The organism is Azospirillum sp. FG154, from assembly GCF_057809575.1.
The window spans coordinates 22771-46393 of the sequence record NZ_JBMDKF010000030.1; the positions used below are offsets into that span (position 1 = coordinate 22771).

Sequence of the window (23623 nt, forward strand, 5' to 3'; positions counted from 1 at the left end):
ATTCTCTTGGTTTCAGGAAGAGTGGGCGGTTAAAAAGCAGCGGTTGTCTGTGCCCGTCCTGGAAAGCCCCGCCCATGTCCCCGAATTTGCTCTGGCGCATCGCGCTCGTCGTTCCCGAAGCCCATGCCCCGGCCTTTGCCGACGCGGTGGGCGATCACGCCGACGCGGTGTCCACCTTCGAGCTGGAAGAGGGCGGCAACTGGCTGGTCGAGGCGACGATCCACGGCGAACCGGACGAACCCCGTCTGGTTTCCCGCGTCGCCGTTCTGGCCCAGGCGGTCGGCATCGACGAACCCAAGGTTATCATCGAAAGCCTGCCGATGATCGATTGGGTGTCGCACAGCTATCAGGGCTTTCCGCCGATCCGCGCCGGACGCTTTTTCGTCCATGGCTCGCATCATGAGGGCAATGTTCCGGCGGGCAGCGTCGCTTTGCTGGTCGACGCCGCGACCGCGTTCGGCACCGGCGAGCATGGCTCGACCAACGGTTGCCTTCAGGCGCTTGATCGGCTCTCGCGCCACCTGAAACTGCCGCGCGGCGGACGGGGCGGGGCGCTCGACATGGGCTGCGGCTCCGGCATTCTGGCTCTGGCGGTCGCCAAACGCTGGCGCGTGCCGGTCACGGCGGTGGACATCGACCCGGAGGCGGTGCGCGTCACCCGCATCAACACCGCGATCAATGGCTTGCAGGGGCGAATCCGCTCGCAGGGCGGCGACGGTTATCACACCCGTCTGGTCGGGCGGCACAAACCCTACACGCTGATTACCGCCAACATTCTGGCGCGCCCGTTGGCGCGCATGGCCCCGCAACTGCGCCGCCATTTGAAGAAGGGCGGTTACGCGGTGTTGGCCGGTCTGCTGAACCGGCAGGAACGCCACGTCATCCAGGCCCACCGGAATCAGGGCCTGCGTCTGGTCGCCCGTATCCCGGTCGGCGAATGGACCACGCTGGTGGTCAAGCGCTGAGATCGGGCGCTGAGATCGGGCAGGTTTAGCCTTCGACGCCCCCTCCCTAACCCTCCCCCGCTTGCGCGGGAGAGGGAACTCCGCCGCGCGCGGACAAAGCTCCTGCCCCCTCTCCCGCGTCAGCGGGGGAGGGATGGGGAGGGGGCGGCCCACCCCGTCGCCTCGTCAAAAAACGCCACGACAGCCGCTTGCGCCCGCGCGCGGAGGCCCCTAGCCTGAAACGGTCTGGCCGCTTCCGGTCGCCACCGTTTTCAAGGAACCCCCGTCGTGTCCAGCCTCTATCGTGGCGATGACGCCTTGGCGTCCCTGTTGACCGCCGCCGCCGTCACACAGACTCCCGCCGACATTCGGGGGCTGCTGGCCGGTGTTTTGGCCGCTCCGGCCAGCCATGATCGCGCCGAGTGGCTGCTTTTGGTGGGAGAGGGGCTTCCCGCCGACCTGATTGAGCAGCTTCAGGCGTTGAAGGCCGCGTTGGCCGCCGCCCCGCCGTCGGCGCAATCTGACCCGGCCCAGCGTCTGGCCGCCCTGCGCGCCACGCTGAAACGGCGTGAACTGGATGGTTTCGTCGTGCCGCGCGGGGACGAGCATCAGGGCGAGTATGTGCCGCCGCGCGCCCAACGTCTGGCCTGGTTGACCGGCTTCACCGGATCGGCGGGCGCCGCCGTGGTGATGGCGGAGCGCGCCGCGATCTTTGTCGATGGCCGCTACACGCTCCAGGCCGAGGCCGAGGTTCCGGTTGATTATGAGCGCAAGCATCTGGTCGAGGATCCCCTGACCGATTGGGTGGCGAGCGCTTTGCCGATGGGCGGGCGGCTGGGCTATGATCCGTGGCTGCACACCGTCGGTTGGGTGGAGAAGACCCGCGCGGCGCTGGAGCGCGACGGAATCCAGTTGATCGCTTGCGAAGACAATCCGCTCGATCAGGTGTGGCCGGACCAGCCCCCAGCCCCTCTGTCGCCGGTGACGCCGCAGGACATCGCCTTTGCGGGCGACAGCGCCGCCGACAAGCGCGCGCGCTTGGCCAAGGGCTTGGCCGACAAGGGGCTGGCCGCCGTCGTGCTGACTCAGCCCGACAGCGTCGCCTGGCTGCTCAACATCCGGGGCGCGGATGTGCCCTGCACGCCGTTCCCGCTGTCCTTCGCCATTCTGAATCAGGATGGCGCGGTCGATCTGTTCCTCGATCCGCGCAAGCTGGCGCCGCAGACCCGCGCCCATCTGGGCGATCAGGTCCGCGTGCGTCCGGCGGCGGAATTCGGCCCGGCGCTGGACGCGATCGGGCGCGGCGCGCGGGTGCTGGCCGATCCGTCCTGCACCTCGGCCTGGGTGTTCGACCGGCTGCATCTGGCGGGCGCCAAGGTGGAGCGCGACGCCGACCCCTGCGCCTTGCCGAAGGCGTGCAAGAACGCGGCGGAGTTGGCGGGAACCCGCGCGGCCCACACCCGCGACGGCGCGGCCTTGGTCCGTTTCCTCCACTGGTTCGCTGGAGAGGCGCCGAAGGGGGCGTTGACCGAACTGGCGGTGGTGGACCGCCTGCTGGCCTTCCGCCAGCGCAACGAGCGCTTTTGCGGCCTGAGTTTTGACACCATCGCCGGGGCCGGGCCGAACGGGGCCATCGTCCATTACCGCGTCACCCCCGACAGCGACCGACGGATCGAACCGAACAGCCTGTTCCTGCTGGACAGCGGCGCGCAATACCGCGACGGCACCACCGACGTCACCCGCACCCTGGCGGTCGGAACCCCCAGCGCCGAGATGAAGGACCGCTTCACCCGCGTGCTGAAGGGCCACATCGCCCTGTCCATCGCCCGCTTCCCGCGTGGAACCACCGGATCGCAGCTCGACGCGCTGGCGCGGTTGCCCTTGTGGCGGATCGGGTTGGATTACGACCACGGCACCGGCCACGGCGTCGGCAGCTTCCTGTCGGTGCATGAGGGGCCGCAGCGGATCTCCAAGGTCGGCAACACGGTCGCTCTGCAACCGGGCATGATCCTGTCCAACGAACCGGGCTATTACAAGACCGGCGCTTACGGCATCCGCATTGAAAACCTCGTCGTCGTCCAGCCGGTCGAGGTCGAGGGGGCCGAGCGCCCGACGCTGGGGTTCGAGCCGCTGACCCTGGCCCCGATCGACCGCGCGGTGATCGACGTGGCGCTTCTCGATCCGGGCGAAATCGCCTGGATCGACGCCTATCACGCGCATGTGCGTGAGTCGCTGACGCCGCTGTTGGATGCGGAGGTTGCGGCGTGGCTGGCCGCCGCAACCGCGCCGCTGATCGCCGCGTCATAAAGGAGAATTCGGGCGAATGAAGCGGAATCGGCGGAACGCACGGCTGCGGTGAAAACAGCCCGTGCGTTCGCCGGGGGAATCTGGCAAGGTCCCGACCTGTTCAGTAACCCCTTCTTTACCAGCCTGCTTCACTGTGTCTCAAAGGGATGACTTTTCAGAAAAGTTAGGGCATCACCGTTGGCACACACTTCCCGGATTACGGCGCGGCCCTGCGCCGGGTGAGCGTAACGCCGGACCATCCACCGGCAACGGACTTATGCGGAGACGTCTAGATGAAGATCCTCGTCGTCGATGATTACGCCACCATGCGGCGCATCGTGCGGAACCTGTTGACCCAGATCGGCTACACCGACATCGACGAGGCCGGCGACGGCGTGTCGGCGTTGGCGAAGCTGCGTGAGAGCAAGTTCGGCCTCATCATCTCCGACTGGAACATGGAGCCGATGACCGGCCTCCAGCTCCTCAAGGAAATCCGCGCCGATGCGAAGCTGGCGCCGACTCCGTTCATCATGGTCACGGCTGAAAGCAAGACCGAGAACGTGATCGCGGCCAAGCAAGCGGGCGTGAACAATTACATCGTCAAGCCGTTCAACGCGGACACGCTGAAGATGAAAATTCAGGCGGTCATCGGCGGCTGACGCAGAGGGTTGGGGAGTGGACGGGTTGGAGCAGCTTCCACAGCTGTCCGAGGAAGAGTTCGAGCAGATCGAAGAAGCGATCGCTCGATCAACCAAGGGGCGGGCTTTTTTGCGTCGTCTCCATCGCCGGTCCTTGGGGGCCGCGACGGAAGAGGTGCGCGCCATGCTCCAGGAGTTCCGCACGTCCTGGAGCCGCCAGAGCGAGGCCGTGGAAGCTGGCAAGCATGTCGGCGTTCTGCGGCGCGAGCTGATGGAAATGGCGGCGTCCATCGAACAGGCCCGGCGGGAGGTCGCAGCCTTGCGGCCCGCCGACGGGGCTGGCGACAAGATCCTTTCCGCCACCAACGAGCTGGACGCCATCGTGATCTCGACCGAGCGCGCCTCGTTCGAGATCCTGAACGCGGCTGAACGGCTGATGGACTTGGCCGGCAAGCTGCGGGCGGCGGGCGCCGACCCTGGTCTGTGCGGCGAGATCGACGGGGAGGTGAACAACATCTTCACCGCCTGCTCGTTCCAGGATCTGACCGGCCAACGCACCAGCAAGGTGGTGAACGCGCTGCGCTACATCGAACAGCGCGTCATCGCCATGATAAACATCTGGGGCGAGGACGGCATGGCCGGTATGGCCATCGCCGAAGAGAACACCGACAAACGGCCCGACGCGCATCTGCTGAACGGCCCGCAGTTGGATGGGCATGGCGTGAGCCAGGCGGACGTCGACAGCATGTTCGACAGCCCGGCGATGGCGACGCCCGCGCCGCCTCCTCCTCCGCCGCCACCTCCTCCTCCGCCTGATCCGGTGGCGGCCAGTCCGGCGAAGGCCAGCCAATCGGACATCGACAACATGTTCGACAGTCCGGCCCCCGCCGCCCCGGCGAAGGCCAGCCAGTCGGACATCGACAGCATGTTCGACAGCCCGGCTCCGGCCCCCAAACCGGCGGAACCGGCGGCGAAAAAGCCGGTTCCCAAGCCGCCTGGCCCATCGATCAAGGCCAAGCCCGCGCCGAAACCGGCGGCTCCCCCTCCGCCCCCGGCGGCGGACGAGCCGCCAACCCCTCTCGATCAGGCGGCGATCGACGCTCTGTTTGGATGATCCGTTCGCGGGACGCCAGGGGGAGTTGGTCAAGGGTGGGGCAGGCGGAGCGGGGCAGGCGGGAATCAGGCGTAAGTTCACGTTAGCGGTGTGTGCCCGACAATCAAGCGACGGCGCGCGGTCTTCCCGCACGCCTCATTCGACCACTCAAGGCCGAGCGCGGCCATTCGACAAAGGCGGGACCGAGAATGAAGCAGATGTCCAAGCCCTTCATGGCCGAGCTTCAGAAGGCCCGCAAGTCGGGAAATCCCTTCAAAGGGCTGTCCGACGATTCGGCGGCTGCGGCGTCTGCTTCGGCCATCGCCGCCCCGGTTCAAACCGTGGCGATGGACAACACCGAAGTTCTGCGCGCCATCGGCACGCTGGGCGAAAAGCTTGACCGCTTCCTGACGATGGACGCGGCGCAGATTGACCAGATCCAGGTCGAAATCGCCGATATCTCTGGGAAGATCAAGGCCACCAAGGTTGAAATGGCGGCGATCCGCCATCCGCTGTCAGGTGGCGAGGACAAGTTCCAGCAGGCCAGCCAAGAGTTGAGCGCCGTCGTTTCCGCGACTGAGGCCGCGACCAACACCATCATGGCCTGCGCCGAAGAGTTGGATGAGGTGGTGTCGGAATTGAAGGCGTCGCTGCCCGAAGGCTATCAGCGCGACCGCGTCAACGACATGACCGACGTGATCGTTCGCATCTATGAGGCCTGCAACTTCCAGGATTTGACCGGCCAGCGCATCACCAAGGTGGTTCGCGCCATGTCCTTCATCGAAGAGCGTGTCGACGCGATGATGGGGTTGTGGAACAAGCGCGAGTTCGAGGCGATGCCGCTGCCGCCGTCGGTCACGAAGCGGGACGAGAATCTCGACCTGCACGGCCCCGCCGAAGCCACCCCGGAAAGCGGAAACATCAGCCAGGCGGACATCGACGCGCTGTTCGGCTGACGTCCATCCACGTTTCATCACAGCCCGTGCGCCCGGATCCCCGAGAACCACTTGCTGCGCCCGCACCTCAGCGTGCTATACAGGGGCGACGCTGAAAGAGCTTATGACGACGATGCTGCCTCGCTCCTATCGCCTGCCGCTGACGGCCATTCTTCTGTCCGCCACGCTCGCCGCCTGCTCCTCCACCAAGGAGGAGGTCTATGTCGAGCGCCCTGCCGATCAGCTTCTGTCCGAAGCCGACTCGGCGATGAAGGAGGACGCCTTCAAGAAGGCGGCCAAGCTCTACGACGAGGTGGAGCGTCAGCATCCCTATTCGGAATCGGCCAGCAAGGCGCAACTTCTGGCCGCCTACGCCCATTACCAGGATTTGAAGTATGACGACGCCATTCTGGCGCTCGACCGCTTCATCCAGCTTCATCCGGGCAGCCCGGAGATCTCATACGCCTATTACATGCGGGCGCTGTCCTATTACGAGCAGATCACCGACGTGCGCCGCGATCAGCGGATGACCCGGTTGGCGCTCGATTCGCTGTCCGAAGTGGTCCGCCGCTTCCCCGACAGCCAATACGCCCGCGACGCCAAGCTGAAGATCGACCTGACCAACGACCATCTCGCCGGCAAGGAGATGGAGGTTGGGCGTTTCTATCTGCGCCAGCAGCAATACGCTTCCGCCATCGGACGCTTCCGCGTGGTGGTGGAGAATTACCAGACGACATCCCACGTCGCCGAGGCGCTGCACCGCTTGGTGGAATGCTATCTGGCCCTGGGCGTGACCGACGAAGCCAAGACCGCCGCAGCCGTGCTCGGCCACAACTTCCCCGGTAGCGAATGGTACACGGACAGCTACGCTCTTCTGGTGGACGCCAAGCTCACCCCCGAGCGAAACGAGAAATCGTGGCTCAGCAAAGCCTGGAACTCTCTGTTCTAGGACGGTCGATGCTGGCGTCCCTGACGATCCGGGACGTCGTCCTGATCGAAAAACTGACTCTGTCCTTCCGGCGGGGCCTGTGCGCCCTGACCGGCGAGACCGGAGCGGGCAAATCCATTTTGCTCGACGCGCTGGGCTTGGCGCTGGGCGCGCGCGCTGAATCCGGGCTGGTGCGCCATGGCGCCGATCAAGCCTCCGTCACCGCCGAGTTTGAGCTGTCGGGCGACCATCCCGCCTTCGCCATCCTGAAAGAGCAGGGGCTGGACGCCGAGGAACGCCTGGTGATCCGCCGCACCGTCAGCGCCGACGGGCGCAGCCGGGCTTGGGTGAACGATCAAGCGGTCGGCGTCGCTCTGTTGAAGAAATTGGGGGAGGAACTGGTCGAGGTTCATGGCCAGTTCGACACCCACGGTCTGCTGAATCCGCAAACCCATCGCGGCGTGTTGGACGCCTACGCCGGTCTGTCCGCTCAGGCGGCCCAGGTCGCCGCCGCCCATCGGGCGTGGCGGCAGGTTGAAGACGCCCGCCATTCCGCCGCCGCCGACATCGCCCGCGCCCGGTCGGAGGAGGAGTATCTCCGCCACGCCGTGGCTGAGTTGGACGCCCTATCGCCCAAGCCGGGCGAAGAGGCCGAACTCGCCGAATCGCGCGCCGTGCTGATGCATCGCGAAAAGCTGATGGATGGCCTGAACGCCGCTTATGGCGAACTGTCCGGGGATCGCGGCGTCGAACGGGCCTTGGCGTCGGCCATCCGCACGCTGTCGCGTCTGGCCGACAAGGCCGGGGGGGCGCTGGATCCGGTGATCGCCGCGCTGGACCGCGCCGCGACCGAGGCGGCGGACGGCATCGCCGGGCTGCAAGCGGTGTCCAGCGGCGTGGACATGGATCCGCGCGCCCTGGAAAAGCTGGAAGACCGCCTGTTCGCCCTGCGCGCCGCCGCCCGCAAGCATGGCGTGGCGGTGGACGCGCTGGCCGCGCTGCGCGAGGAGATGGCCGGGCGTTTGCTGTTGATCGAGGATCAGGGCGATCTGTTGACCCGGCTGGCCAAGGAGGCCGCCGTGGCGCGCGGCGCCTATCACAGCGCCGCCGAAGCCTTGAGCGCCGCGCGTCGCGAGGCGTCAGGGCGTTTGGACGCGGCGGTGGCGGTGGAACTGACGCCGCTGAAGATGGACAAGGCGAAATTCCGCACGCTGGTCGAACCGCTGGATGAATCCGAATGGGGGGCGGCGGGCGTTGATCGCGTGGCCTTCCAGGTTTCGACTAACCCCGGCGCGCCGCCCGGCGCCTTGAACAAGATCGCGTCTGGCGGCGAATTGGCCCGCTTCATGCTGGCCTTGAAGGTGGTTCTCGCCCAAACCTCCACCGTCGGCACGCTGGTGTTTGACGAGGTGGACACCGGCATTGGCGGCGCGGTGGCCGCCGCCGTCGGCGACCGTCTGGCGACCTTGGGTCACGGCCTTCAGGTGCTGGTGGTCACGCACAGCCCGCAAGTGGCGGCGCGCGGCGCGGTTCATCTGAAGGTGCAGAAAACCCAAGCGGGGGAACAGGTGACGACCGGCGTCGCCGAGTTGGACGGCGACGAACGCCGCGAGGAAATCGCCCGCATGCTGTCCGGCGCGACGGTGACGGCGGAAGCCCGCGCGGCGGCGGACAGCCTGATCGCCGGGCGGGGGTGAGGGGGCGCGTTTGATCGGTCGCTACGGCGCGCCCTGAATGCGCTTCATTGAAGTCGCTCGCGCTTTCAGTGGACTTTCTTAAGGCTGGGAGCCATTTTGGTCTCATGAGCAAGCCCTTCAAACACGTCATGGATGGTCACGCTTCGCCGCCGCCATTCGGCGTGAATCGGCTGCGAAAGAGCCGCGTGCGTCCGTCGCGCCGCTTTCGCGTGATCCCTTATGATGACATGACGGTGACGCAAAAGCGTATTTGCGAGGCGGCCGTGCGTCCCGGCATTCCTGTTCCGACCGATCTGTCAGGCGATGAATTGGTCGCGTGGTTTGTGGCTCGGGCTGTCGCCAAGGTGAGCGCGTCGTAAGTGCCCACGATTGAGATCAGCGATATCTTTGACGAGTCGTTGATTGCTGCGGGCCTTCGCTATGGTGGCGTCACGCTTGTCGCCCGCGCGGTTTCCCGGTTCATTGATTGGAAAGTGGCCGGTTCGCCTTTGCCGTGCCCGTTCTCGGCGGACAAACTGTCTGGAACACGGGATGACGGCACCATCTTTCAGCGCTTTCGCACTCTGAATCTTCGGCACTGCCATTTTGATCTTCGCAGGGCAGATCCCATGATCGTCTATCGCGAGTTCAACGGCGGTGATCGGATTTTGCTGCTTTGCGTCACCGATCACCCGGACATGTTCGGCAATGAAAAAGGGTTTTGGCATAAGGTCAAAGGCTTGACGCGTGGGCGTCACCTTTGAGGCGCGCGCTCCGCTTGATTCGCCACACACGCCGACGTCGGCGCGTCAAGCCATGTTTCCCCGGCCCATGTTTCTGCGGCCCATGTCGCGCTCCGCTCTACGCGCTTGGCGCGGCCTGTTTCCAGAAATTCCAGCCGCCCAGCCGCAGGCCCACGGCGAAGCTGGTGAAGGGGATGCGCAGTTCGATGTCGCGGGGCTGAAAGAAGGTCAGTCGTTCGGGTTCGCCGGTCGGGCCGAATTCCAGCCGCGCGCCCTTGGGATCCTGGGCGAACTCGTCGCTCATCACCTGCCAGATTTCCAGATCGCCGTCATGGTTGGTGATCTTGTATTGGCCGCAACGCCAGACGGTCGATTCGCCGACATTGCCCTCGACGATCTTCTTGTCGCCTTCCATGCGGACGTCGCCCACGCCAGCGGCCTCGCCCTTCATCGACGGCCCTTGCGATTCGGCGCGGAAGCCCAGACGCAGCCACGCGGATCGGCTGTGCGGAATGAGCCGACGCACCGTCGCCGCGTCCTCCCGGCTGAACTGGTCGGGATCGTCGTAGAAAATGCGGTCCAGCGTGGCGGCGATGACCAGCCGGTCGTCGATGCTCAGGCCGGAGGTGGGCGGTTGGGCCATGGGGCTTTCCGATGATGATCGTTCCCTGAATATACACCGCCGGACGGCGTTCGTCGCCAACCGCTGGGAGACTCCCCCCGGCGGCGGGTTGGCGTTATGCTGCGCGGCCCAATTCTCCGGCACCCGACGAGACGCGCCATGATGGACCTGTTCGACACGCCCCCCACCCCCCGCGCCGTGGCCGTCGAGGCGCTGACTGCGGAGCAAGCGGAGGCCGACCTTGCCGCGCTTGCCGCCGAGATCGCCCGCCACGACCAGCTCTATCACCAACAGGACAAACCGGAGATCAGCGACGCCGATTATGACGCGCTGGTCCGCCGCAACGCCGCCATCGAGGCGCGCTTTCCCGATTTGCGCCGCGCCGATTCGCCGTCGCTGAGGGTGGGGGCGGCCCCCGCCGCCGGGTTTGGCAAGGTGCGGCACGCCGTGCCGATGCTGTCGCTGGGCAACGCCTTCTCCGCCGAGGATGTCGGCGATTTCGTCGCGCGGGTCCGCCGTTTTCTTGGCTTGGAGGATGGGGCGGAGCTGCGCTTCGTCGCCGAACCGAAGATCGACGGGCTGTCCTGCTCCCTGCGCTACGAACGCGGCGACCTGGTGATGGCGGCGACGCGCGGCGACGGGGCGGAGGGGGAGAACGTCACCGCCAACGTCCGCACCATCCGCGACCTGCCGCACCGTCTGCCCGCGCCCTTTCCCGAAATTCTGGAAGTGCGCGGCGAAATCTACATGGCCCGCGATGACTTCAAGGCGATGAACGCGGCGTTGTTGGAGGCGGGGGAGGAACCCTTCGCCAACCCACGCAACGCCGCCGCCGGGTCGCTGCGCCAGAAGGACGCCGCCGTCACCGCCGGGCGGCCCTTGCGCTTCTTCGGCTACGCGCTGGGCGAGCTGTCCGAATCCATCGCCGACACGCAATCGGGCGTGCGGGCGCGCTTGGAAGGCTGGGGCTTCGCGCTGAACCACCCGACGGCGCTGTGCGACGGGCCGGACGCGCTGATGGCGCATTACGAGTTGATTGGGCGGCGGCGGGCGGAACTGCCCTTCGACATCGACGGCGTGGTCTACAAGGTGGACAGCCTGGATTTGCAGCAGCGCTTGGGCTTCGTCAGCCGCGCCCCACGCTGGGCCGTCGCCCACAAATTTCCGGCGGAGCAGGCGCAAACCCGGTTGACGGCGATCACCATCCAGGTGGGCCGCACCGGCGCGTTGACCCCGGTGGCGGAGTTGGAGGACATCACCGTCGGCGGCGTCGTCGTCAGCCGCGCCACCCTGCACAACGAGGATGAAATCGCCCGCAAGGACATCCGCGCGGGCGATCTGGTCATCGTCCAGCGGGCGGGCGACGTCATTCCGCAGATCGTCGGGGTGGTGCTGGACCAGCGCCCGGCGGACAGCCAACCCTATGAACCGCTGACCCATTGCCCCGTCTGCAGCAGTCTGGCGATGCGCGAGGCGGGGGAGGTGGTGCGCCGCTGCACCGGCGGCCTGATCTGCGACGCCCAGGCCAAGGAGCGGCTGCGCCATTTCGTCTCGCGCAACGCCTTCGACATCGAAGGGCTGGGCGAAAAGATCATTGAGGAATTCTGGGACGCCGGTTTCATCAAATCCCCGGCGGACATTTTCACGCTGGAAGGCCGGGTGGAGCTGATCGGACGACCGGGCTGGAAAGAGAAATCGGTCGAAAACCTGTTCGCCGCCATCAACCAGCGCCGCAACGGCATCGAGTTGCACCGCGTCATCTTTGCGCTGGGCATCCGTCACATCGGCGAGGTGACGGCGAAGTCTCTGGCCCGCCATTACGGAACGATGGCGGAGTGGATCGCGGGGATGGAGCGGGCGGGGCGGGCGATGCCGGGCGCGGCGTGGCGCGATCTGCACGCCATCAACGGGGTGGGGCCGACCACGGTCAACGCCATTTTGGCGTGGTTCGCCGACCCCGACAGCGCCGCCAAGCTGGCCTTTTACGCCGGAAACGAGGCGTTGCGGCTGGAAACCATCATCACGTCGCTGGGAATCAAGCCGTTGAACAGCCGCGCCGCGCAGGCCCTGGCCGAGCGCTATGGCGCGCTTGACGCCTGGAGCGCGGCGATGCGCGACGCGGTGGCCGACGCCCCGAAGCCGGACTGGAACGAACTGGTCGCCATCCCCGACGTGGGGGAGGTCGCGGCGGAGGAGGTCGCCTCCTTCTTCCAGGAGGACCGCAACCGCGCCGTGGTGCAGGCGCTGGCGGAGCGGCTGACCGTTCTGGCGGCGGAAGCGCCGAAGGTTGGACACTCCCCGGTGGCGGGCAAGACGGTGGTCTTCACCGGCACGCTGGAAAAAATGACCCGGTCGGAGGCCAAGGCGCGCGCCGAGTCGTTGGGGGCCAAGGTCGCCGGGTCGGTGTCGGGCAAGACCGACTATCTGGTGGCCGGGGCCGACGCGGGAAGCAAGGCGGCCAAGGCGCGTGACTTGGGCGTGGAGATTCTCAGTGAAGAGGAGTGGTTGGCGAAAATTGCGGGCTGACGGTTCCCGCCGTCGCCAAAATGTCGCATGAGGACGGACCCTGGTTGACGTTGGGTCTGGAACGCGCTGACATAAGAAAACGCTGCTGGACAGGATGACGGGCGGTCAACGCCCGCGCGCCACGGTTTGGTTCGCCATTCTTGTGGGCCAGCAGACGAGAAGCAACGGCAAGGGACAAGGAAACGCCATGGAGCCCATTCAATGGTCGCGCTGGATGAGCGTCGGAATCGACGATCTCGACGAGGATCATCGTGTCCTGATCGCCATCGTCAACAAGCTCTCCGACGACGCCAACCGGCATGATCCCGCCGTGATTGAAGCCATTCTCGACGAGTTGATCGCTTACACCCGCCATCACTTCGCCGCTGAAGAAGCGTGCATGATGCGGTCGAACTACCCGACCTTCACGGCGCACAAGGCGCTGCACGACGCGCTGACCCGGCAGGTGGAAACCTATCGCGACGCCTTCGTCGCCAACCGCGACGCCACCACCGGCGAAGAGGTGTTCGATTTCTGCGCGGCGTGGTTGGGCAAACACATCCTGAAGGAAGACACCCGCTTTGGCGAATATGCGGGGAACGGGGCGGCGCTGGTGTCGGCCAATGTGGCGGGGTAGGGCGCGGCGTGAATCCGAGTCGGTCTGAACTCTTCAGGGCGTGGACGAAGGTGGTCTGATAAAATATTGATAAAATTGAATCAATAGAGCGCAACCCGCTCCGTTTGTCACCGCTTCAAGCGCCTGTTCCCATCGGGACGGGCGTTTTTCTTGTGTGCGATCTCCAGACGGGAGGGGAGGGTGCGCGTGGAAAAGAAAATGCCCTCCCCGGTGGGGGAGGGCAGGGTGTGCCTGGGAGAAAACAGAAGAACCGGAAAGACCGCTCAGGCGACCGCCAAGCGGGCGTAGGCCGGGCGGCCAACCGGCAACGCGGCGGCCTGGATCTCGTACCGCCAAGCGCTGCGGTCGGCGAACAGGGCGCGCAGCAATTGGTTGTTCAGCGCGTGACCGGCGCGAATGCCGTGGAAATGGCCGACAATCATGGCGCCCGCCAGATACAGATCGCCAACGGCGTCGAGGATCTTGTGACGGACGAATTCGTCGGTGAAGCGCAGGCCGTCGGCGTTCATAACCGTGTCGCCGGAAATGACCACCGCGTTGTCGAGCGAACCGCCACGGGCCAGCCCCATCTTGCGCAGCCCCTCAACCTCGTGCAGGAAGCCGAAGGTGCGGGCGCGGCTGATTTCGTCCTTGAAGACGTCGCCGTCCAACTCGACCGCGCGGGATTGGCGGGAGATGGCGGCGCTCTCAAAATCAATCTCGAAGCTGTAGGTCGTGGCGTCGTCCGGGGCGAAGGACGCGCTTTTGACGCCGTCGCCGACATTGATCGGCTTCAGGATGCGGATGACGCGGCGCGGCGCGTTCAGAACCGCCACGCCCGCCTGCTCGATGGCGGCGACGAAGGCGGCGGCGCTGCCGTCCATGATCGGAACCTCGGCGCCGTCCAGGGAGACGACGGCGTTGTCGATCCCGCAACCGGCCAGCGCCGACATCAGATGTTCGATGGTGCCGATGGTCGTCCCGTGCTCGTTGCCGATCACGGTGCACATCCGGGTGTCGACCACGCTGTCCCAGCGCGCCGGGACCACGGCGGCGGCCCCATGCAGATCGGTGCGGATGAAGGTGATTCCAGAATTGGCGTCGGCGGGTGAAATCGTCAGCGTGACGATGGCGCCCGAATGCAGCCCAACACCGGCGATGGTCGCCGATTTCTTCAGGGTCTGCTGGTACATGCCGTCCGCATTACCGCGATTGTTTGCCACGATGTTTGTCCATCTTCGCCGTGCTTGGGTCTTGGCGATCCTGTCCGGCGTCGCTCTTTTCAGAAGCAGGTTTGCCGATCACGATCTCTTTTGACCATGCTGTTTGGTAGCACCGGCGTTGGACCAGGACAAATCACTCTTTGTTACCGTTTGTTGCAGGGCAAAAGAATTCAAGACCGCGCAAATCATTGATGAAGCAAACAAAAAAACCCCTGAGCCGACGCGAACGTCCGCCCAGGGGCCGAAATTTTCGGTCAGGTTGTGGAGCCGCCGGTCGTCGCGGTTGGAGGCGGCGACCGGCGGTTATCTCCGGCTTGCGCCGGGATCAGTTGGCCTGACGACGCAGAAAGGCCGGAATGTCCAGCTCTTCCTGTTCGTGGCCAGTTTTCGCTTGGGCGCCCTCAACATTCAGACCCGACGGACGGGGAGCCGGAGCCATCGGCGGGGCCGGTTGATAGGCCTGCTGCGGCTGGGGAGCGGCCGGATAGGTCGGTTGCGCCTGTTGGGGCTGTTGCTGCTGCGGTTGCGGATAAACCGGCTGCTGTTGGGGCATTGGTTGCTGTTGCGGATAGGCGGTCTGCTGCGGCGGATAGCTGGGCGCGGGCGCGTATTGCGGCTGTTGCTGGGCCGGTTGTTGGGGCTGCTGCGCCGGTTGCTGTTGCGGGTAGGCGGCCTGCTGCGGCGGGTAGCTCGGGGGCTGATACGCCGGTTGAGCCAGTTGCGGCGAGGGCTGCGGCGCCGGTTGCGGGGCAGGCTCCGCCTTGCCGCGACCAAGCCCCGTCACCAGACCGAACAGGAAATTCGGCTTGCGCGCGGGTTGCGCGGGTTCAGGGGCCGGGGCGTGGCCCAGCGACAAACCGGCGGGGTGCTGCTGCGGCGCGTGCTGCTGGTGGTTTTGCGGCTGTTGCTGCGGCGGCATCGGCTGCTGTTGCGGCTGGTGGGCGTGCTGCTGCGGAGCCTGGGGCGGCATCTGGTACTGCGGCGGCTGGCCGACGGTCGTCGGCTGGCGTTGACCGGCGTCGGCGGGCTTGGGCGCGTAGAAATGGCCGCCCTGATTCTCGCCATGCAATGGCCCGTTGGTCGTCGGGCGGTGCGGCTGGGCGGCTTCCGTCGGCTGATGCTCATACGCCTGCGGGGCGTGCGGGGCGTGGTGCTGGGCCGGGTCATGCTGCTGGGCCGTGGCGCCCGCCGTCACCGGCTGGGGTTGGCGCAGCACGGTGTTGCCGGTCGGGATGCCGGGGGTGGCGGAGCCGGGCATCGCCGGGGACGCGCTGGTGAGACCGGCGGGGGCGCCGGGCTTCTTGTTGCCCAGCGACAGGTTGACCGGGTGCAGGGCGCGCGGGTTGCTCATCGCGGCGGCGTCGATGCCGGTGGCGACGACCGACACGCGCATCGTGCCGTCCAGCGAGGCGTCGAAGGTGGAGCCGAAAATGATGTTGGCGTCGGGATCGACCTCGTCACGGACGCGGTTGGCCGCCTCGTCCACCTCGAACAGGGTCATGTCGTAGCCGCCGGTGATGTTGATGAGCACGCCGCGCGCGCCCTTCATCGACACATCATCGAGCAGCGGGTTGGAGATGGCGGCCTCGGCGGCTTCGATGGCGCGGCGTTCGCCGCTGGCCTCGCCGGTGCCCATCATCGCCTTGCCCATCTCCGTCATCACCGACCGGATGTCGGCGAAATCCAGATTGATGAGACCGGGCATCACCATCAGGTCGGTGACGCCGCGCACGCCCGAATGCAGAACGTCGTCGGCCATCTTGAAGGCGTCCGCGAAGGTCGTCTTTTCGTTGGCGATGCGGAACAGATTCTGGTTCGGGATGATGATGAGGGTGTCGACATATTGCTGAAGCTCGGCGATGCCGCCCTCGGCCAGCCGCATGCGGTGCGCGCCCTCGAAATGGAAGGGCTTGGTGACGACGCCGACGGTCAGCAGGCCGCGTTCGCGCGCCGCGCGCGCGATGACGGGCGCCGCGCCCGTGCCGGTGCCGCCGCCCATGCCGGCGGTGATGAACACCATGTTGGCGCCTTCGAGGAACTGGACGATGTCGTCCATCTGCTCTTCCGCCGAGGCGCGACCGATGTCGGGCTTGGATCCGGCGCCCAGGCCGCGCGTGGTGGCGGTGCCCAGTTGCAGGCGTTTCTCGCAGAGCGACCCCTTCAGCGCTTGCGCGTCGGTGTTGCCGACGACGAAGTCCACGCCTTCCAGGTTCGACTTAATCATGTTGTTGACGGCGTTGCCGCCCGCGCCGCCGACGCCGAAGACCGTGATGCGCGGCTTCAGTTCCGGCTCAATCTGGGGAATGGTCACGTTAATCATTGTTTTTAGGCCTCCACAACCTGTTTTGATTTGCGTTTTCTAGGACGGCTCACGATCGGTCCCCGGTTGTGTCCAGGGCGTGCCGGATCGGGATCCGGTTTGACGTGCCGCAGGGGGACTCTCATCACAGATTCTCCCGCAGCCACAGGCCGACGCGTCCCAACAAGCCGGTGGTGAAGACAACCTCGTGTCCTGTCACCATCAGATCGGTCGGGGTGCGCACAGCGTGCAAAAGAAGGCCCGCCGCCGTTGAAAAGGCGGGTCCGCCATGGGCCTCGTTGAGACCGGCGATCCGCGTCGGGCGGGCGATGCGGACCTGTTTGTCCAGAATAAGCTGCGCCAACTCCCGCGTGTTGGGCAGTTGGCAGCCGCCGCCGGTCAAGACGACGCGGCGACCGACCCGGCGGGCGTAGCCCGAACGGTCGATGGCGGCGCGGATCTCCTCGAAGATCTCTTCCATCCGCGCCTGAATGATGCTGACCAGAAAGGCGCGGGTCATGCTGACGCTGCCGCTGCGCTCGTCCTCGCCGACCTGGGGAACCTCGATCATTTCGCGTTCGTCGGCGGGGTTGCCGCGCGCGCTGCCGTGCAGAACCTTCAGCCGTTCGGCGTGGACCAGGGAGGTGGCCAACCCATGGGCGATGTCGTTGGTGACGTGACGTCCGCCCAGCGGCACCGCGCCCGTCCACACCAGATTGCCTTCGGCGAAAATGGAAATTGTCGTGCCGCCGCCGCCGATGTCGACGCAGGCCGCGCCCATCTCCATTTCATCCTCGACCAGACAGGACAGGCCGGAGGCGAAGGGGCTGACCACCATGCTTGCGATGTTCAGATGGCAGCGGGCGATGCAGGTCTGCAAGGTGCGGATCGCCCCGGACGCGGCGGTGACGACGTGCAGTTCGGCGCCCAGCAGATTGCCGTACATGCCCTTGGGGTCGCGGATGCCGGGGCTGTCGTCCAGCGAGAAGCCCAGCGGGATGGTGTGGACCAACGTCTGGTCGGGACCGGCTTGAAGGGTGCGGGCGTGCGACAGGGCGCGGCGGACGTCGCCGTCCGTCACCTCCTGCCCCGACACCGGAACCTGGGCGTTGAAGCCGTGCGAGCGTGGGTGGCCCATCGACAGATTGACCACCACGTCGCGAATCGTCTCGCCCGCCATCTGTTCGGCGGCGTGGACGGCGGCGCCGATGGAGGTTTCCGCCGCCTCCATGTCGATGATGGTTCCGGCGCGAATTCCCGTGGCGATTTGGTGGCCAACGCCGATCACGCGGAACGAACCCGGTTCGTCCAGCCGCGCGATGATGCAGCACACCTTGCTGGAGCCGACGTCCAGCGCCGCGACAATGTCGCCGCGCGCGGGTCGTTTAGGCTTCTTGCCCCCGTTGAATCCGATACCGAACATGCCCTCAGTCCAACCTCATCGCCGTTTCCAACCGTTTTGCCACGCCTTGCGTCAGGTCTTTTTGCCAGGAGGCTTTTTCTTGGCCTCATCCTCCCATCCGGGCAGTTGCGCGGTGGCGGAGGTTTGCAAAATGGCGCGTTCGGGCTGACGCAGGTCGATGCCGACGATGTCGCGGTCCAGCACCTTGCCTCGGATGTCCATCTCGGCCAATTGGCGGAGCGCCAGCGGCATTCCAGCCCCTTCCGGCAGCTTGACGGTGACGCCATTGTCCAGTTGCAGGTTCCAACGGCGATCGCTGATCCAACTTGCCGACGTCACGCGTTGCTGGATCGTCGGCGCCTGTTCCAGCGCGGTCAGCAGGGATTGCACCTGTTGCGGGGCGTTGGCGCCGATCACCTGCGGCAGGGTGTCGATGCGTTGGTTGCCGCGTCGGGCCAACTCCACCGCGTCGGCCAGCGGGCGGCCCGCGCGGTCGATGACGGTGAATTGCCGGTCATGCTGCCAGATCGCCATCGGTTGGCGTTCCGCCAGACGAATGTAGAGGATGCCAGGCAGGCGGCGCTCGATCGACGCGGCGGACACCCAGGGCAATTCCTCCAACCGGGCTTTGGTCTCGGCCAGATCAATGGACAGGATCGGCTCGCCCCGGCGCACGCCCAGCGCGTCCATCACCGTGTCGCGTTCGGTTTCGTTGCGTCCGACGACCAGGACCTCGTTCAGCGTGAAGCCCAGCGCGCTGGTGCTCCGCAACAGGCTGTCATGCGCCGCCGCGATGGTTTCCGCGAGGCTGGGGCGTTTCCAAGCGGCCCCGCTGGCCCCGATCAGGAACAGAATGGGGGTCACGATCAGCGCCGCCTTGATCGCGGGCTTGGCCCAGCGCGGCATGGCGCGGCGGCGGTTGCCGCGCTGCGCCGAGGCCGCCATGGCGCGCGGCGGTCTTGGCATCTCGTCGCGGGGCCGACCGGCCATGGTCGGGCGCAACTGCGGGTTGGCCATCAGGCGAGCTGACATGAGGCGTTCTCCACGAGCCAGCCGACCAGCGCGCCGTAGGAAATTCCCACATGCGCCGCCTGTTCGGGCACCAGCGACAGGGGGGTCATGCCCGGCTGGTTGTTGATCTCCAGGAAATACAGCCCGTCCGTTCCCGGTCGGCTGTCGTCCCAACGGAAGTCGCTGCGCGAAACGCCCCGGCAGCCCAGGGTTTGATGCGCCAGAACCGCCAGCCGCTTGGCCTCCTCGGCCACCGCGTCGGGGATGGCGGCGGGGATGGTGTGGACGGCGTGTCCGGCGCTGTATTTGGCGGTGTAGTCGTAAACCTGCGCCTCGAAGACGATTTCCGTCACCGCCAGCGCGCGGTCGCCCATGACGCCGACGGTCAGCTCGCGGCCCCGGATGAACTCCTCCACCAGCGCCCGCTCGCCGAAGGTCCAGGCGTCGCCGACCGGGCTGTTCTGCCCCTCGCGCACCAAAGTGACGCCGACGGTCGAGCCTTCGTCCACCGGCTTGACGATGTAGGGGGCGGGCATCGGGTGGGCGCCGCCGGTGATCTCCCCGCGCGTCAGCACCAGTCCCTTGGGCGAACGCACGCCAGCGGTCTCCAGCACCCGCTTGGTCATCGCCTTGTCCATGGCGATGGCCGACGCCTGGACGCCGGAATGGGTGTAGGGCAGGCCGAGGAACTCCAGTATGCCCTGGATCGTCCCATCCTCGCCGCCGCGCCCGTGCAGGGCGTTGAACACCACGTCCGGGCGCGGGCTGGTCAGCGCCTGCATCAGGCCCGCCAAATCGCGCTGAACGTCCACGGCGGTGACGCGGTAGCCTTCCTCCTCCAACGCCTTGGCGACGCCGGCGCCGCTGACCAGCGACACCTCGCGCTCCGCCGACCAGCCGCCCATCAGGACGGCGACATGCTTCATGTGGGCGTGCAGCAGGGCTTCGGTCATTGGGCGGTTCCTTCGCCGGGCACGCCGACGCGCTTGATTTCCCATTCCAGCGTGACGCCGGAATTGTCGAACACCCGGCGCCGCACCTCTTCGCCCAAGGCTTCGAGATCGGCGGCGCGGGCGTTCCCCTGGTTGATGAGGAAGTTGCAGTGCATCTCCGACACCTGGGCGTCGCCGATGGACAGGCCACGACACCCGGCCTTGTCGATCAGCTCCCACGCCTTATGGCCGTCGGGGTTCTTGAAGGTGGAGCCGCCGGTGCGCGAGCGAACCGGCTGGCTGTCGGCGCGCTTTCCCGCGATGTCCGCCATGCGCCGGGCGATCTCCAGCCGGTCGCCGGGGACGCCGCGCAGCACCGCGCCGGTGAAGACGCAGTCGGTCGGCGCGTCAGAGTGGCGGTAGGTGAAGCCCATCTGCTCGTTGGAGAAGGTCAGGCGGGCGCCGTCCCGGCCCACCGCCTGGGCGGCGACCAACACGTCGGCCATCTCGCGGCCATAAGCCCCGCCGTTCATCCGCAGCGCCCCGCCGATGGTGCCGGGAATGCCCGATAGAAACTCCAGCCCGGCGACGCCCGCGTCGCGCGCGACCATGGCGACGTTCAGGTCCAGCGCGGCGGCCCCGACGGTCAGCGTGTCGCCCGCGCAATCAATGTCGGCGAAGCCCCGGCCCATCCGGATGGTCACGCCGGGAACGCCGCCGTCGCGGACCAGCAGGTTGGAGGCGACGCCGATCAGCGTCACCGGCACGTCGTTCGGCAGGCGCTCCAGGAATTCCGCCAGATCGTCGGCGTCGGCGGGGCGGAACAGCACCTCCGCCGGGCCGCCGACGCGGAACCACGTCACCTGAGCGAGCGGCGCGTCGGCGGTCAGGCGACCCCGGCATTTCGGCATCCGCTCGATCAGGTGGCCTTGGGTCATGGAGCGCGCCGCCATCATGGCGTGACGCCGTACAGGGCGGCGAGGTCGCCCGGCAGGCTGTTCGCCCATTGGGTGATGTTGCCGGCGCCCAGGCACACCACGAGGTCGCCGGGCTTGGCCATTTCGCGGATGATCTGCGGCAACTCTTGCGGGCCGTGCAGGGCGACGACGTGGCGGTGCCCGTGCATCCGCAGCCCTTCGACCAGCGAATCGCGGTTCACGCCCTCGATCGGGCTTTCCCCGGCGGCGTAGACGTCGGCGACCACCACGGCGTCGGCGTCGTTGAAGCAGGTGCAAAAATCCTCGAACAGGTTGGCCAGGCGCGAATAGCGGTGCGGCTGGACCACGGCGATGGTGCGGCCCGTCCCGGCGGTGCGGGCGGCGCGCAGCACGGCGGCGATTTCCACCGGGTGATGGCCGTAATCGTCGATCACGGTGACGCCGTTGACCTCGCCGGTTTTGGTGAAGCGGCGCTTGACGCCCTGGAACTTCGCCATGCTGTCGCGCATCACCACGTCCGGCAGGCCCATTTCGTTGCCGACGGCGAAGCAGGCCAGCGAGTTCTGGACGTTGTGCGGGCCGTACATCGGCAGGCGCACGCCGGTGATGGCGCGGGTTTCGCCGGTGTGGCGGTCATAGACCAGCACGTCATACTTCGCGCCCGCCGGGCTGTGTTCGACGTTGACCGCGCGGATGTCGGCCTGCGGCGAGAAGCCGTAGGTGATGATGCGGCGATCCGACACGCGCGGGATCATCGCCTGGACTTCCGGATGGTCGATGCACAGCGCGGCGAAGCCGTAGAAGGGGATGTTCTGGACGAAGCTGTCGAAGGCGTTCCGGGCGTTGTCGAAGGTGCCGTAGAAGTCCAGATGCTCCGGATCCATGTTGGTGACGACGGCGATGCAGGCGGGCAGCTTCACAAAGGTGCCGTCGCTCTCGTCCGCCTCGACCACCATCCAATCGCCGGTGCCAAGCCGGGTGTTGGAGCCATAGGCGTTGATGATGCCGCCGTTGATGACGGTCGGATCCAGGTTGGCGTGCTCCAGCATGTGGCCGACCATCGAGGTGGTCGTGGTCTTGCCGTGGGTGCCGCCGATGGCGATGGCCCATTTCAGCCGCATCAGCTCGCCCAGCATTTCGGCGCGGCGCACCACCGGGATCAGGGCGGCGCGGGCGGCGACCACCTCCGGGTTGTCGCGCTTGACCGCCGACGACACCACCAGCACGGCGGCTCCGGTGATGTTTTCCGCCCGATGGCCGATGAAGACCGAAATGCCAAGGTCGCGCAGCCGCTTGACGTTGGCGCTTTCCGACAGGTCGGAGCCTTGGACCGCGTAGCCCAGGTTGCGCAGCACCTCGGCGATGCCGCTCATGCCGATGCCGCCGATGCCGACGAAGTGAATGGTGCCGATGGAAAGGGGAAGGGCGCGCATCTGGACTTACTTTCCGCGTCGAAGCATCAGGCGAAGGGTGGCGTCCACCGCGTCGTCGGTGAGGTCGGGGGGAAGGGGCTGCGCCCCATGAATGACATGCAGACGGTTGCGAAGAAAGCTTGCGCCGATGATCGACCGGGGGACCAGCGGGCAATAGGGACGGTTGAACCATCCTCCCTCGGTCCGGGTCAAGTGCGGCCAATCTTCCAACGCGATTGGCGCCGGTCGGGTCTGTGATCGGCTTGTCGTGCGGCCCTTCATCATGGCGCAGCCCTTTCAGCCTGTGGTGTTGCAAGCATCGCCAGCACCGCGTCGGCCAGCGCGTCGGCGGCCTGCGCGGTTCCCCAGTCGCGCGCGGACTCGGCGGCGTCGCGCAACGTGGCGGGATCGTTCAGCAGGGCGCTCAGACGGTCGGCCAGCGCCGGAGCGGTGAATTCGGGTTGCGGGACCAACCACGCGGCCCCGGCCTCGGCCAATTGGCGGGCGTTGGCGGTCTGGTGATCGTCGGTGGCGTGCGGGTAGGGAACCAGGATCGCCGGGCGGCCGACGCAGGTCAGTTCGGCGATGGTCGAGGCGCCCGCGCGCGTGATCGCCAGATGGCAGGCGGCCAGACGATCCGGCACGTCGCGGAAAAAGCTCTCCAACGTCAAACCGCCCAGCCCCAGGCCGGACAGGGCGGCGCGCGCGGCCTCCAGATCCTCCGGTCGGCATTGCTGCGACAGATGGATGCGGGCGCGGGTCGGCGCGGGCAGCAGGGCCAGAGCCTGCGGAATGATGTCGGAGAACACGCGCGCGCCCTGGCTGCCGCCCATCACCAGCAGGCGGATGGGGGCGCCGGTCTCGGGCGCGTGATAGGCGGCGTCGCGCCGGGCGGCGATGGCTGGGCGCACCGGGTTGCCGGTGCGGATGATCTTCGCGCGGTCGGCTTCGCTGACGCGGGTCACGCCGGTGAAGGCGACGGCCAGCCGCTTGGCCCCGGCGATCAGCATCCGGTTGGCGCGGCCCAAGACCGCGTTCTGTTCGTGCAGCAGCGACGGCACGCGCGCCTGGATGGCGGCGTACACCGTGGGAACCGACGGATAGCCGCCGAAGCCGACGACCGCCGCCGGGTGCAGGCGGCGCAGCAGCGCGCGGGCCTCCAACAGCCCCAACGCCATTTCGACCGCCGCTTTCAGCTTGCCGATCAGCCCGGCGCCGGGCGAGGCGGCGCGGATGCGGTGGACCGGCACCTCGGCCAAGGAGTCGCCAAAGGCGTGGCCGCGCCGATCCGTGACCAGCGTCACCGAACGGCCACGGGCCAGCAGCGCGCGGGCCAACGCCTCGGCGGGGAACATGTGCCCGCCGGTGCCGCCAGCGGCGAGCATGATGGTTCCGGCGCTGCTGGGGGGAATCGCCATGC

General features: G+C 66.9%; 21 protein-coding genes. 11 read left to right on the forward strand and 10 right to left on the reverse strand.

What is annotated here, in order from left to right:
* Nucleotides 1–74 precede the first annotated feature (74 nt).
* The 9 genes from ACODS4_RS24370 (at nucleotide 75) to ACODS4_RS24410 (ending at nucleotide 9264) form a co-directional block, all read left to right on the forward strand.
* A complete protein-coding gene (locus ACODS4_RS24370; RefSeq protein WP_488868266.1) occupies nucleotides 75–965 on the forward strand; it encodes a 50S ribosomal protein L11 methyltransferase in 891 nt (296 codons plus the stop codon).
* A gap of 267 nt (nucleotides 966–1232) precedes the next feature.
* Nucleotides 1233–3251: an aminopeptidase P family protein gene (locus tag ACODS4_RS24375; RefSeq protein ID WP_488868267.1), complete on the forward strand. Its 2019-nt coding sequence runs from the start codon at nucleotides 1233–1235 to the stop codon at nucleotides 3249–3251.
* Nucleotides 3252–3523: 272 nt separating this feature from the next.
* Nucleotides 3524–3889: a chemotaxis response regulator CheY gene (locus tag ACODS4_RS24380; protein ID WP_119829909.1), complete on the forward strand. Its 366-nt coding sequence runs from the start codon at nucleotides 3524–3526 to the stop codon at nucleotides 3887–3889.
* Between the two features lie 109 nt (nucleotides 3890–3998).
* The gene (locus tag ACODS4_RS24385; RefSeq protein WP_488868268.1) at nucleotides 3999–4982 is read left to right on the forward strand and encodes a protein phosphatase CheZ; all 984 of its coding nucleotides are present in this window, start codon (nucleotides 3999–4001) and stop codon (nucleotides 4980–4982) included.
* A 188-nt stretch (nucleotides 4983–5170) separates the two neighbouring features.
* A complete protein-coding gene (locus tag ACODS4_RS24390; protein WP_488868269.1) occupies nucleotides 5171–5917 on the forward strand; it encodes a protein phosphatase CheZ in 747 nt (248 codons plus the stop codon).
* A gap of 112 nt (nucleotides 5918–6029) precedes the next feature.
* Complete coding sequence (locus ACODS4_RS24395) at nucleotides 6030–6845, forward strand: outer membrane protein assembly factor BamD (RefSeq protein WP_488868270.1); 816 nt, start codon at nucleotides 6030–6032, stop codon at nucleotides 6843–6845.
* An 8-nt stretch (nucleotides 6846–6853) separates the two neighbouring features.
* Nucleotides 6854–8521 (forward strand): DNA repair protein RecN, encoded by a 1668-nt coding sequence (gene recN / locus ACODS4_RS24400; protein WP_488868271.1) that lies wholly within the window; start codon nucleotides 6854–6856, stop codon nucleotides 8519–8521.
* 104 nt (nucleotides 8522–8625) lie between these two features.
* Entirely contained in the window at nucleotides 8626–8880 is a 255-nt protein-coding gene (locus ACODS4_RS24405; RefSeq protein ID WP_488868272.1) for a hypothetical protein, read from the forward strand.
* A complete protein-coding gene (locus tag ACODS4_RS24410) occupies nucleotides 8881–9264 on the forward strand; it encodes a hypothetical protein (RefSeq protein WP_298373473.1) in 384 nt (127 codons plus the stop codon).
* 97 nt (nucleotides 9265–9361) lie between these two features.
* Here the strand turns inward: ACODS4_RS24410 and ACODS4_RS24415 are convergent, their stop codons facing one another.
* On the reverse strand, nucleotides 9362–9886 hold the full coding sequence (locus tag ACODS4_RS24415) for a hypothetical protein (protein WP_488868273.1): 525 nt from the start codon (nucleotides 9884–9886) through the stop codon (nucleotides 9362–9364).
* Between the two features lie 138 nt (nucleotides 9887–10024).
* Between ACODS4_RS24415 and ligA the strand changes: the two genes are divergently transcribed.
* Together ligA and ACODS4_RS24425 are read left to right on the forward strand one after the other, a co-directional pair.
* The gene (gene ligA, locus ACODS4_RS24420) at nucleotides 10025–12391 is read left to right on the forward strand and encodes an NAD-dependent DNA ligase LigA (RefSeq protein ID WP_488868274.1); all 2367 of its coding nucleotides are present in this window, start codon (nucleotides 10025–10027) and stop codon (nucleotides 12389–12391) included.
* 187 nt (nucleotides 12392–12578) lie between these two features.
* Nucleotides 12579–13007, forward strand: a complete 429-nt coding sequence (locus ACODS4_RS24425; RefSeq protein ID WP_488868275.1) for a bacteriohemerythrin — start codon at nucleotides 12579–12581, stop codon at nucleotides 13005–13007.
* A gap of 263 nt (nucleotides 13008–13270) precedes the next feature.
* Here the strand turns inward: ACODS4_RS24425 and lpxC are convergent, their stop codons facing one another.
* The 9 genes from lpxC to murG all read right to left on the reverse strand — a co-directional run bounded on the left by lpxC (nucleotide 13271) and on the right by murG (nucleotide 23621).
* The gene (gene lpxC / locus ACODS4_RS24430; RefSeq protein ID WP_488868276.1) at nucleotides 13271–14209 is read right to left on the reverse strand and encodes a UDP-3-O-acyl-N-acetylglucosamine deacetylase; all 939 of its coding nucleotides are present in this window, start codon (nucleotides 14207–14209) and stop codon (nucleotides 13271–13273) included.
* Nucleotides 14210–14534: 325 nt separating this feature from the next.
* Nucleotides 14535–16529, reverse strand: coding sequence for a cell division protein FtsZ (gene ftsZ / locus ACODS4_RS24435; RefSeq protein WP_488868277.1), 1995 nt, complete (start codon nucleotides 16527–16529; stop codon nucleotides 14535–14537).
* Nucleotides 16530–16653: 124 nt separating this feature from the next.
* The gene (ftsA, locus tag ACODS4_RS24440) at nucleotides 16654–17931 is read right to left on the reverse strand and encodes a cell division protein FtsA (protein WP_488868278.1); all 1278 of its coding nucleotides are present in this window, start codon (nucleotides 17929–17931) and stop codon (nucleotides 16654–16656) included.
* A gap of 51 nt (nucleotides 17932–17982) precedes the next feature.
* Nucleotides 17983–18942: a cell division protein FtsQ/DivIB gene (locus tag ACODS4_RS24445; protein WP_488868279.1), complete on the reverse strand. Its 960-nt coding sequence runs from the start codon at nucleotides 18940–18942 to the stop codon at nucleotides 17983–17985.
* Nucleotides 18927–19874 carry a D-alanine--D-alanine ligase gene (locus ACODS4_RS24450; protein WP_488868280.1) on the reverse strand — a complete coding sequence of 316 codons (948 nt, stop codon included), beginning with the start codon at nucleotides 19872–19874 and terminating at the stop codon, nucleotides 18927–18929. The genes ACODS4_RS24445 and ACODS4_RS24450 overlap by 16 nt, the downstream gene beginning before the upstream one ends.
* Nucleotides 19871–20809 carry a UDP-N-acetylmuramate dehydrogenase gene (gene murB / locus ACODS4_RS24455; protein ID WP_488868281.1) on the reverse strand — a complete coding sequence of 313 codons (939 nt, stop codon included), beginning with the start codon at nucleotides 20807–20809 and terminating at the stop codon, nucleotides 19871–19873. The genes ACODS4_RS24450 and murB overlap by 4 nt, the downstream gene beginning before the upstream one ends.
* Complete coding sequence (murC, locus tag ACODS4_RS24460) at nucleotides 20806–22224, reverse strand: UDP-N-acetylmuramate--L-alanine ligase (protein ID WP_488868282.1); 1419 nt, start codon at nucleotides 22222–22224, stop codon at nucleotides 20806–20808. Before murC ends, murB begins: the two co-directional genes overlap by 4 nt.
* A 6-nt stretch (nucleotides 22225–22230) precedes the next feature.
* On the reverse strand, nucleotides 22231–22416 hold the full coding sequence (locus tag ACODS4_RS24465) for a hypothetical protein (protein WP_238474758.1): 186 nt from the start codon (nucleotides 22414–22416) through the stop codon (nucleotides 22231–22233).
* Nucleotides 22417–22484: 68 nt separating this feature from the next.
* The gene (gene murG / locus ACODS4_RS24470) at nucleotides 22485–23621 is read right to left on the reverse strand and encodes an undecaprenyldiphospho-muramoylpentapeptide beta-N-acetylglucosaminyltransferase (RefSeq protein ID WP_488868283.1); all 1137 of its coding nucleotides are present in this window, start codon (nucleotides 23619–23621) and stop codon (nucleotides 22485–22487) included.
* Between the last annotated feature and the right edge of the window lie 2 nt (nucleotides 23622–23623).

Bases quoted from the DNA above. Each gene is read 5' to 3' on its own strand.
- murG (WP_488868283.1), bottom strand. From the start codon at position 23,621: ATGGCGATTCCCCCCAGCAGCGCCGGAACCATCATGCTCGCCGCTGGC.
- ACODS4_RS24390 (WP_488868269.1), top strand. From the start codon at position 5,171: ATGAAGCAGATGTCCAAGCCCTTCATGGCCGAGCTTCAGAAGGCCCGC.
- ACODS4_RS24450 (WP_488868280.1), bottom strand. From the start codon at position 19,874: ATGACCGAAGCCCTGCTGCACGCCCACATGAAGCATGTCGCCGTCCTG.
- ACODS4_RS24395 (WP_488868270.1), top strand. From the start codon at position 6,030: ATGCTGCCTCGCTCCTATCGCCTGCCGCTGACGGCCATTCTTCTGTCC.
- ACODS4_RS24425 (WP_488868275.1), top strand. From the start codon at position 12,579: ATGGAGCCCATTCAATGGTCGCGCTGGATGAGCGTCGGAATCGACGAT.
- murC (WP_488868282.1), bottom strand. From the start codon at position 22,224: ATGCGCGCCCTTCCCCTTTCCATCGGCACCATTCACTTCGTCGGCATC.
- recN (WP_488868271.1), top strand. From the start codon at position 6,854: ATGCTGGCGTCCCTGACGATCCGGGACGTCGTCCTGATCGAAAAACTG.
- ACODS4_RS24405 (WP_488868272.1), top strand. From the start codon at position 8,626: ATGAGCAAGCCCTTCAAACACGTCATGGATGGTCACGCTTCGCCGCCG.
- murB (WP_488868281.1), bottom strand. From the start codon at position 20,809: ATGATGGCGGCGCGCTCCATGACCCAAGGCCACCTGATCGAGCGGATG.
- ftsZ (WP_488868277.1), bottom strand. From the start codon at position 16,529: ATGATTAACGTGACCATTCCCCAGATTGAGCCGGAACTGAAGCCGCGC.
- ACODS4_RS24380 (WP_119829909.1), top strand. From the start codon at position 3,524: ATGAAGATCCTCGTCGTCGATGATTACGCCACCATGCGGCGCATCGTG.
- ligA (WP_488868274.1), top strand. From the start codon at position 10,025: ATGATGGACCTGTTCGACACGCCCCCCACCCCCCGCGCCGTGGCCGTC.
- ACODS4_RS24370 (WP_488868266.1), top strand. From the start codon at position 75: ATGTCCCCGAATTTGCTCTGGCGCATCGCGCTCGTCGTTCCCGAAGCC.
- ACODS4_RS24445 (WP_488868279.1), bottom strand. From the start codon at position 18,942: ATGTCAGCTCGCCTGATGGCCAACCCGCAGTTGCGCCCGACCATGGCC.
- ftsA (WP_488868278.1), bottom strand. From the start codon at position 17,931: ATGTTCGGTATCGGATTCAACGGGGGCAAGAAGCCTAAACGACCCGCG.
- ACODS4_RS24415 (WP_488868273.1), bottom strand. From the start codon at position 9,886: ATGGCCCAACCGCCCACCTCCGGCCTGAGCATCGACGACCGGCTGGTC.